10 protein-coding genes are annotated in these 10511 nt (G+C 29.4%); all 10 read left to right on the top strand.

Going from position 1 to position 10511, the window contains the following annotated elements; genetic code table 11:
- Positions 1-65 precede the first annotated feature (65 nt).
- Positions 66-491, top strand: coding sequence for a 50S ribosomal protein L13 (rplM, locus tag L8W56_RS03920; protein WP_039617653.1), 426 nt, complete (start codon positions 66-68; stop codon positions 489-491).
- 2 nt (positions 492-493) lie between these two features.
- Complete coding sequence (gene rpsI / locus L8W56_RS03925; RefSeq protein WP_039617655.1) at positions 494-883, top strand: 30S ribosomal protein S9; 390 nt, start codon at positions 494-496, stop codon at positions 881-883.
- 244 nt (positions 884-1127) lie between these two features.
- Positions 1128-2114: an OmpA family protein gene (locus L8W56_RS03930; RefSeq protein ID WP_263659497.1), complete on the top strand. Its 987-nt coding sequence runs from the start codon at positions 1128-1130 to the stop codon at positions 2112-2114.
- 3 nt (positions 2115-2117) lie between these two features.
- Entirely contained in the window at positions 2118-2762 is a 645-nt protein-coding gene (locus tag L8W56_RS03935) for an HAD family hydrolase (protein ID WP_263659498.1), read from the top strand.
- Between the two features lie 117 nt (positions 2763-2879).
- Positions 2880-6434, top strand: a complete 3555-nt coding sequence (gene nifJ / locus L8W56_RS03940; RefSeq protein ID WP_220566445.1) for a pyruvate:ferredoxin (flavodoxin) oxidoreductase — start codon at positions 2880-2882, stop codon at positions 6432-6434.
- A gap of 2 nt (positions 6435-6436) precedes the next feature.
- A complete protein-coding gene (locus L8W56_RS03945) occupies positions 6437-6760 on the top strand; it encodes a hypothetical protein (RefSeq protein WP_263659499.1) in 324 nt (107 codons plus the stop codon).
- Positions 6732-8123 (top strand): pilus (MSHA type) biogenesis protein MshL, encoded by a 1392-nt coding sequence (gene mshL / locus L8W56_RS03950; protein WP_263659500.1) that lies wholly within the window; start codon positions 6732-6734, stop codon positions 8121-8123. The genes L8W56_RS03945 and mshL overlap by 29 nt, the downstream gene beginning before the upstream one ends.
- Positions 8104-8433, top strand: a complete 330-nt coding sequence (locus L8W56_RS03955; protein WP_133319381.1) for a CDC27 family protein — start codon at positions 8104-8106, stop codon at positions 8431-8433. The genes mshL and L8W56_RS03955 overlap by 20 nt, the downstream gene beginning before the upstream one ends.
- Positions 8426-9943, top strand: a complete 1518-nt coding sequence (locus tag L8W56_RS03960) for a GspE/PulE family protein (protein ID WP_263659501.1) — start codon at positions 8426-8428, stop codon at positions 9941-9943. Before L8W56_RS03955 ends, L8W56_RS03960 begins: the two co-directional genes overlap by 8 nt.
- On the top strand, positions 9940-10511 hold a 572-nt coding region (locus L8W56_RS03965; RefSeq protein WP_263659502.1), incomplete at its 3' end, for a type II secretion system F family protein. The genes L8W56_RS03960 and L8W56_RS03965, both read left to right, overlap by 4 nt.

The raw sequence follows: 10511 nt of genomic DNA on the forward strand, positions 1-10511 counted from the left end.
AGTATTAATTAAGATAAAATAATTATAATCTCATTTTTAAAAAAATTTTTGGCAAAGGTAAGATGATGACAAAGATAACAAAGCCAAACGAAGTAAAACGTGAATGGATCGTTTTAGACGCTGAAGGAAAGCGTTTTGGTCGTCTTTTAACAGAAGTAGCGACTATTTTAAGAGGTAAAAATAAACCTTGCTATACTCCAAATGTTGACTGTGGAGATTATGTAATCATTATCAATGCTTCTAAAGCAGTTTTCACAGGTGCAAATAAAGCAGAAGATAAACTATATCACAGACATTCAGGGTATTTTGGAAGCGTAAAAAGTGAAAAATTTGGTGATTTATTAGAAAAAAATCCAGTTAAATTATATAAATTAGCAGTTCGTGGTATGCTACCTAAAACAAACCTAGGTAGAGCTATGCTTAAAAAATTAAAAATTTATGCAGGTAGCGAACATCCTCATACTGCTCAAATTGCTAATAAAGGAAAATAATCATGGCAACAACATACGCAACAGGTAAAAGAAAAACCGCTGTAGCTAAAGTTTGGGTAAAAGCTGGTAGTGGTAAAATCATCGTTAATGGTATGGATTTAAACACTTGGCTTGGCGGACATGAAGCTATAAAATTAAAAGTAGTTCAGCCTTTATTAGTAACTAAACAAGAAACTTCTATGGACATTAAAGCAACAACTTTAGGTGGTGGTTACAGTGCTCAAGCTGAAGCTTTAAGACATGGTATTTCAAGAGCTTTAGCTGCTATGGATGCGGATTTTAGAGCATTATTAAAACCAAAAGGACTTCTTACTAGAGATAGCAGAACTGTTGAACGTAAAAAATACGGTCGCAGAAAAGCAAGAAGAAGCCCACAATTCTCTAAACGCTAATATTTTTTGGATCCATTTTGGATCCATTTTCTCTATTTTTTTAAAAAAAATCATATTTTTTTCATATATTTTTATTTTATTTAAAATCAAAGGATTTTTTGTTTAGAATAAATATTTATAATTCCAAGGTCCGATCAGGGAAACCTCCTTTTTGTAGTAAATTTAAGCCCCTTACCCAAAGGGGCTTATTTTATTTTAATCTTCTTTTTTATATAATCGCTCAATTTATTTTATAAGGATTGTTATGAAAAAAATTATAAGCTTAGTTAGTTTAGCTAGTGTTTTATTTGCTTTTGATGGTAGCAAAATAGAAATAACCCCGACCTTTAACTATACAACACCAGAAGGAAATTTAGATCTTAAAAATTATGGTGGAGTTGGCTTAAGATTTGGCTATCACTATGATGATTTATGGATAGATCAAGCTGAACTTGGTTTAGAGTATTATGATAATGCAAAATATAATAATCCAAATGATAATACACATACAAATACTAGTGTTTCGAGATTTTATGTGAATGCTATTAAAGGAATTGATTTAGCTAATCATGTGTATTTATATGGATTATTAGGAACAGGTTATGAGTATTTAAGTCATGGGGTTTATGAAAATAAAAGTGGTATGTTTGCTCAATATGGTGCAGGTTTTAAATTCGCGCTTGGAGAAGATTTAGCTTTAAGACTTGAAGCAAGAGATCAAATTAAATTCAACAATGGCGAACATAATTTAATTTCTAGTGTTGGTTTAAGTTTTTATTTTGGCAATAAAGCTCCAAAAACTCCTAATGTTGAAACAAAACAAATTGAAGAAAAGCCACAAGTAAAACAAATCGATAAAACATGTTCAGAACCAAGAAAAGGTGCTTTGCTTGATCATATAGGTTGTGAAAAAACAATAGCCCTTGAGGGACATTTTGGTTTTGATCAGACTAATATAAATCCAGAATTTGCTCAAAAAATTCAAGAAGTAGGTAAGATCTTAGAAGAAAATCCTCAATACTATACTATTTTAGAAGGCCATACAGATAGTACAGGTCCTAAGGCTTATAATCAAAAATTATCATTAGAGCGCGCTAATGCCGTAGCGAAGGAACTTGAAAAAACAGGTGTTGCTAAAGAAAAAATTGTAACTAAAGGCTATGGTTTTGAAAAGCCAAAAGCAAGCAATGATACCAAAGAAGGTCGTGCGCAAAATAGACGCGTTGAAGCAAAATTTTTTATTAAAGAATAAACTTTGCTAAAAAAGACAATTTTATTTGATTTAGATGGCACTTTGATAGATTCTACAAGTGCCATTTTAGATGGATTTGATGCTGCTTTTAAAGCTTTTAATGAGCCTTTAAGAGATCATGAAGCTATTAAGGCTTTGATAGGTTTTCCTTTGGATGTAGCTTTTGAAAAGCTTGGTGTGGCAAAAGAGAAAACAAGTGAATATATTAATGCTTATAGAAATGTATATCAAAAAATCTATATAGAACAAACTTCTTTACTTCCTTTTGCAAAAGAAAGTGTATATGAGGCTAGTTTATTTGCTGATTTAGCTGTTGTTACGACTAAAAGTTCTAAATTTTCTAAACCTTTACTTGATCATTTAGGTATAGGAGAGCATTTTAAAGTTATTATAGGTAGAGACGATGTAACTTGTCCAAAGCCAGATGCTGAGCCTATTTTATTAGCTTTGAAGAAACTTTCTAAAAACAAAGAAAATGCTTTTATGGTAGGTGATACTCATTTAGATATAAAAGCTGCTCAAAATGCCAATATTATTCCTGTGGCTGTAAGTAGTGGTTATGAAAGTAAAGAAAGTTTAGCTAAATTTGAAATTCCGCTTTTTAAAAATACCTATGAAGCCATAAAATATATAAGAAATATCCGATAATTTCCCATTTAAACTCTATACCTATAAATAATAAAAAATTTTTATTATTGTTTAAGACAATTAAAGATAAAGTAGTTATTGACTTTAAGTAATTATTTAATTATAAGGATAGATTAAATGAGTAAAATAATGAAAACGATGGATGGTAATGAAGCAGCAGCTTACGCTGCTTATGCATTTACAGAGGTTGCTGGAATTTATCCTATCACTCCAAGCTCTCCTATGGCTGATTATACTGACATATGGGCTTCTCAAGGCAAAAAAAATCTTTTTGGAGTGCCAGTTAAAGTTGTAGAAATGCAAAGTGAAGCAGGTGCAGCAGGGACAGTTCATGGATCTTTACAAGCGGGTTCTTTAACCACGACTTATACCGCTTCTCAAGGACTTTTGTTAAAAATACCAAATATGTATAAAATTGCAGGTCAACTTTTACCTGGAGTAATTCATGTGGCAGCTAGAGCTTTAGCATCTCAAGCGCTATCTATTTTTGGAGATCATCAAGATATTTATGCTGCAAGACAAACAGGTTTTGCTATGCTTTGTTCACATTCTGTGCAAGAAAGTATGGATTTAGCAGGTGTTGCACACCTAGCAGCTATCAAAGGTAGAGTGCCTTTTATGCATTTTTTTGATGGTTTTAGAACCTCTCATGAAATCCAAAAAATTGAAGTAATGGATTATGCACATTTTGATCGCTTATTGGATCGTGAGGCTTTATTGGAATTTAGAAATTCCTGTCTAAATCCAGAAAATCCAAAAACAAGAGGTACGGCTCAAAATGATGATATTTATTTTCAAACAAGAGAGTTGGCAAATAAATATTATGAAGCTGTTCCTGATATTGTTAATGAATATATGCAAGAAATTTCAAAAATTACAGGAAGAGAATACAGACCTTTTGTGTATTATGGGGATAAAAATGCAACGCGTGTTGTTGTAGCAATGGGTTCAGTGACTGAAGCTTTAAAAGAAGTTGTAGATTATTTGAGTAGCAAAGGTGAAAAAGTAGGGGTTTTAAAAGTTCATTTATATAGACCATTTAGTTTAAAATATTTATTTGATGTAATGCCTCAAAGTGTTGAAAAAATTGCTGTTTTAGATAGAACTAAAGAGCCAGGAAGTTTAGGCGAGCCACTTTATTTGGATTTAAAAAGTGCATATTATGGAAAAGAAAAAGCACCTTTAATCGTTGGTGGTAGATATGGACTTTCTTCAAAAGATGTGGATCCTGCTCAGTTAATAGCAGTGTTTGAAAATCTAAATCAAGCAAACCCAAAAGATGGTTTCACCATAGGAATTAATGATGATGTAACCTTTACCTCATTGCCTGTGGGAGAGAAAATTTCTTTGGGTGATGAAAGTACTATAGAGTGTTTATTTTATGGACTTGGTGCCGATGGCACTGTAGGTGCAAATAAAAACTCTATTAAAATTATAGGAGATAAAACAGACTTTTACGCGCAAGCTTATTTTGCTTATGATTCTAAGAAATCAGGTGGTTATACAAGAAGCCATTTAAGATTTTCTAAAAAACCTATTACTTCAACTTATTTAGTTTCTACACCACATTTCGTAGCATGCTCAGTGGCTGCGTATTTAGAAATTTATGATGTTTTAGCAGGTATTAGAAAAGGAGGAACTTTCCTTTTAAATAGTATTTGGAGTGCGCAAGAAACTATTGAAAAAATTCCAAATGCAGTAAAAAGAGTTTTAGCACAAAAAGAAATTAATTTTTATATCATTAATGCTACAAAACTTGCTAGAGAGATAGGACTAGGTAGTAGAACAAACACGATTATGCAATCAGCATTTTTCAAACTTGCTAATATCATTCCTTTTGAAGATGCGCAAAAATATATGAAAGAATTAGCTTATAAATCATATAGTAAAAAAGGTGATGCTATAGTTGAAATGAATTATAAAGCTATTGATGTAGGTGCAGATGGACTTGTAAAAGTTGATATTGATCCTTCTTGGGTAAATTTAGCTAATGAAGCAAAAGAAGAAACTATAGCTTATAAAGGTACTGAGTTTGTTGAAAAAATCGCAAAACCTATGAATGCAGCTAAGGGTGATGATTTACCAGTTTCGGCATTTTTGGGCTATGAAGATGGTAGTTTTGAGCATGGTACTACTGAGTATGAAAAAAGAGGCGTTGGTGTTATGGTGCCAAGATGGATAGAAACTAATTGTATTCAGTGTAATCAATGTGCTTCAGTATGCCCTCATGCAGTTATCAGACCTTTCTTGATTGATGAAGAAGAATTAAACAATGCTCCAGCAGGTGTAAAAGAGCACAGCTTAAATGCAAAAGGCGTGAAAGAGCAAAAATTAAATTTCAAAATTCAAGTTTCGCCGCTTGATTGTACAGGTTGCGAGCTTTGTGTACATGAGTGTCCTACCAAAGAAAAATCTTTAGTGATGGTACCACTAGGTGAAGAGCTTGATCATGGTGAGCAAGAAAATGCAGATTATTTATTCAAAAAAGTAAGTTATAAAGATAATATTTTAAATAGAGAAAATACCAAAGGCATCCAATTTGCTCAACCTTTATTTGAATTTCATGGAGCATGTCCAGGGTGTGGAGAAACTCCTTATATTACTTTAATTACTAGATTATTTGGTGAAAGAATGATTGTTGCTAATGCAACTGGTTGTAGTTCTATTTATGGTGGCTCAGCTCCTTCAACTCCATATAGAAAAAGCAATAAAAATGGTCATGGACCTGCTTGGGGCAATTCTTTATTTGAAGATAATGCTGAATTTGGTCTTGGTATGAAAATAGCAACTGAAACTACAAGACATAAAATAGAACACATAATGAATGAAAGTATGCAAGAAGTACCTAACGCACTTTCTGCATTATATAAAGAGTGGATTGCAAATAAAGAAGATTCTAAAGTTTCTTTGGAATTAAGAGATAAATTAGTTCCATTGTTAGAAGAAAATAAGCAAATCAAAGCAGTTAATGATATTTTAGAACTTAAAAGCTATTTAAGTAAAAAATCACATTGGATTTTTGGTGGTGATGGCTGGGCTTATGATATAGGTTATGGTGGACTTGATCATGTTTTGGCAAGCGGTGAGAATGTAAATATTTTAGTGCTTGATACTGAAGTGTATTCTAACACAGGCGGCCAGAGCTCAAAATCTTCAAGAACAGGTTCGGTAGCACAGTTTGCTGCAGCAGGTAAGCCAGTGCAGAAAAAAGATCTTGGTCAAATTGCTATGACTTATGGTTATATTTTTGTGGCTCAAGTAAATTCTAATGCAAATTATGCACAATTGTTAAAAGCTGTAATGGCGGCAGAAGCTTATGATGGACCTTCTTTGATTATTGCTTATTCTCCTTGTATAGCTCATGGTATTAAAGGTGGACTTGGAAATTCAGGAAATCAAGCAGAGTTAGCTACAAAATGTGGATATTGGCCAACTTATATTTATGATCCGCGTTTAGAAGCTGAAGGTAAAAATCCTTTAACAATTTCTTCAAAAGAACCTGATTGGGATTTATATGAAAGCTTTTTAATGAATGAAGTTCGTTATAATTCTTTGAAAAAATCAAATCCTGAGCAAGCAAAAGAATTATTTGAAAAAAATAAAGCAGAGGCACAACGTCGTTACAGACAGCTTAAGCGTTTAGCAAGTGCTGATTTTAGCAATGAAAATTAATTTTGTTTCGAATTTTTATTCTTGTTTTATGGATAATTAACGCTTTTGGTGTTAATTATCCATTTTTAAATCAAAATTGTTATGTTGATAATTTAATTTCAATTCAAGATCCTTTTTTTAAAAAGACTACAAATATAAAATCTAATTTTTCTTTGCAAGCTATTGTTTCAAATAAGATTAAGATTAATGATAAGTGGTATGCTTTAAACGATTATATTGATGGTTTTAAAATAGTTGAAATTAGAAATTCTCAAGTTGTATTAAAAAAGGAAGAAAAAATAATGGTTTTAAATTTGTATGAAAAAAATAGTATTTTTATGTATTAATTTTTTGTTTTTTACAAATGTATTTGCCATGCAGTGTAATCAGCATTTTTTTAATATAAGAGTAGAAGACAAAACTTCTTTGCTTGAAATTTTAAATGAACTCGGAAGAGAGTGTGATTTTAGTATTATTATTAAAGATATTTTTGCTCAAGAAAAATTAATGCATGCTCAAAATTATTTACATATAAAGAAAATGTCTTTAAGAGAGATTTTTAAGCTTTTATTGGTGGAAAACAATCTTGCTTATGAATACGATAAAAATGCTTTAAAAATTTATGGAAAACAAGTTAAAACTTTTAAAGTGCATTATATAAGTTCTATTAGAGAAGGACAAAGTATTACTAAAGCTTCAGTGGATTCTAGACCAAAACAAGGAGATTATGATAATTATAAAGAAGTAGATAATTTAGTTATTAGTACTGATAAATTTGATTTTTGGGAGAAAATTTCAGAAGAAATTCAAGCTTTGTTGGATGAAAATACAACTAAACCTATTGTCAATACTAATGCAGGAATTATTACTTTAAATGCAACTCCATATGAACTTGCAAGAGTTGGAAAATATTTAGATGACTTAAATAAAAGACTTAAAAAACAAGTTTTAATTGATGTAAGTATTGTTGCTGTGCATTTAAACAAAAATCATTCAAGTGGAATTAATTGGCAAGAACTTGCTTTTAAACTTAATGGTGATGATAATGATTTTATAATTAATAAAGATGGTGTTAGAAATATTAACTTAAAAGCAAATATTGAAACCAAAGCTATTTTAAATTTATTACAAGAAAATGGTAAAACAACTATACTTTCTAACCCAAAACTTATGGCTTTAAACAATCAGCAAGCTATTATTTCTATAGGCGATACAATAAATTATCAAGTAAAAGAAAGTTCTAAAGGAACAGAAAATGGTACAATAGTTAGTGAAATATATAATAATTACTCTATTTTTGTAGGAATTTTACTTAATATATTGCCTGAGATTTCAGATGATCATAAAATTATGCTTAGGATTAATCCAAGCTTGAGTGATTTTAAATATAGTTTTGATAATCATAGACAAAGCAAACCAAGAAATATAGCGCCAGATACTATACAAAAAAAGCTTTCTACTGTAGTTGAGGTTGATGATGGACAAACTTTAATTTTAGGCGGATTGATTAGTAAAAATACCATTAATAATCATAATGAAATAAGCATTTTATCTAAAATTCCACTTTTTGGAGCTTTATTTCAAGGAAAACAAAATTATGAAGATATTAGCGAAATAGTTTTTATTATCAAACCAAGTTTAGTAAAAACTAATAATAAAATTTTAAGTTTAAAAGACCTAGGTTTTCAGCATGAAGATGATATGTTTTAAAATCTTAATATGTTTTTCTTTTTTAAATGCTATAGAAATTCAAAACAATAGTTTCGATCAAAACATATTTTATGAAAAATTCATTAATCAACCAAACTATGAAAATGCTTTAAATTTAGCAAAATATTTTTATCAAAATAAAGAATACAAACAAGCAGTTTTTTGGGCTATAGAAGCTAATGATTTTGATTTATTGCAAAAAGAAGCTTGGCTTGTTTTTATTAATGCTAAAATAAAACTCGGAAGATATGAAGATGCTTTAATAGCTAAAAAAGAATACGAAAAGCTTTTGGAGATTTATTTTGAGTGATACACATCAAAAATTAAAAAACTTAAGTGAGTATTCTTTAAAAGAAATTGCTTCTCAATATAAAATGGAATTTTTAAATTTAAATCAAACTTTTGATTTTGAAAAATATCTTCACATTTTGCCTTTTTCTTTAATAGAACAACATGATATTTTTTGTTTTTATGAAGATGATGAAAAAATCCATATAGCTTCCTTTAAACCATTAGAAGAGAATGTTTTGGAAAAAATACAAAATTTATATCGTTTTAAAACTATCAAGATTTTTCTTTGTGTTTTTACACAATTTGAATTTTTGCTAGAAAGAGTTAAATTTTTAATTAAATTTCAAAATCATCTTAATAGATTAGAGCTTAGTTTGAAAAGTGATGAAAATAAAGATGAATTTTTATTAGAGCAGTTTTTGAATTTAATTTTAACTTATGCTTGTTTTTTAAGAGCAAGTGATATCCATTTAGAGCCTTTAGAAAATGAAGTATATATAAGATTTAGAATAGATGGGGAGTTAAAATATATATATAGTTTTGATGCAAAATCATACCAAGCCTTATTGTTGCATGTAAAAATTATTGCTTTGCTTAATGTAGCTGAACAAAGACAAGCTCAAGATGGGAGTTTTTCTAAAATCATTTTAGAACAAAAATATGATTTTAGAGTTTCAATTATGCCTTTATTATTTGGACAAAGCATAGTGTTTAGAATTTTAAAACAAGATGGATATGTTTTAAAACTTGATAAACTTTTTATCAAAGAAGAAAATTTAATTCAGCTGAAAAAACACACGAATGCACCTTATGGTCTGATTTTGTTTTGTGGGCCAACAGGGAGTGGTAAAAGTACTTTTATGCATGCTATTTTAAATGAAATTGAACAAAGTAAAAAAATCATCACTCTAGAAGATCCTATAGAATATAAACTTAAATATGCTCAACAAATTCTTTTAAATTCTAAAGCCGGATTTGATTTTCACAAAGCTTTAAGAGCAGTTTTAAGACACGATCCTGATGTGATTATGATAGGTGAAATTAGAGATGAGGATAGTTTGGATATAGTTTTAAAAGCTTCTTTAAGCGGACATTTAGTTTTAAGTACCCTACACACTAATGGCGCTATAGAAGCTATTTTTAGAATGAAGCATATGGGTGCAAGAGAATACTTAATAGCTCATTCTCTTAATTTAATTATAGCTCAACGATTAGTAAGAAAACTATGTGAATGTAAAGAACCTAACAAGGAAAAATTTTACTTTCAAAATCAAGTTTTTGAAGGAAAATTTTACAAAGCAAAAGGTTGTGTTGAGTGTATGTATAGTGGATATAAAGGGCGTTTGATGGTAGCTGAATTTTTGTTTTTAGATCATAATTTAAAAAATATGATAGAAAATAATGCAAATTATGAAAATATTTTAACATACGCTTTAAAAAAAGGTTTTTTGACTTTAGGTATGGATGCTTTAGAAAAGGCAAAACTTGGCTTAACAAGTATAGATGAGTTAAGAAAGATTAGTTTTTGAAAAAATTTGTTATTTTTTATGTATTAAATAAAGAGCAAAAACAATATATAATAAGGGCTAGAAATTTATATGAAGCTAGAAATTTTGCGTTAAAGTCATTTGTAAATATTATTAGTGTTGAAGAATATTTCAAACCGATAAAACATAAAATCAAAGAAGAAGAGCTTATTTTCATTCTTAAGGATTTAAATATGATCTTAAAGGCAGGATTAAGCTTACAGGAAGCAATTTTAGAATTTTTAAAATCAAGCTATGAAAAACAAAATATTAAAATTTTTAATACAATTTATAATAAACTCAATAATGGAAGTTCTTATAATGAAGCCTTTAAAGATATTTTAAATTCTAGAGAATGTGCTATTTTAAAAATTTGTGATGGCAGAGAAGATTTACATAAGGCTCTTGATATTATTATTAGTTTAAAAGAAAAAAATCTTTATAGTTTTAAGCAGTTAAAAAAGGCTATAGCTTACCCACTTTTCGTTTTTATGTGTATTATTTTTGCTTTTTTTATTCTTATAACTTTAGTTTTGCCTGAATTTAAAACTTTATTTTTACAACTTGAATT

The sequence above is a fragment of the Campylobacter sp. IFREMER_LSEM_CL1085 genome, from assembly GCF_025772235.1.
GTDB classification, from domain to species: domain Bacteria; phylum Campylobacterota; class Campylobacteria; order Campylobacterales; family Campylobacteraceae; genus Campylobacter_D; species Campylobacter_D lari_D.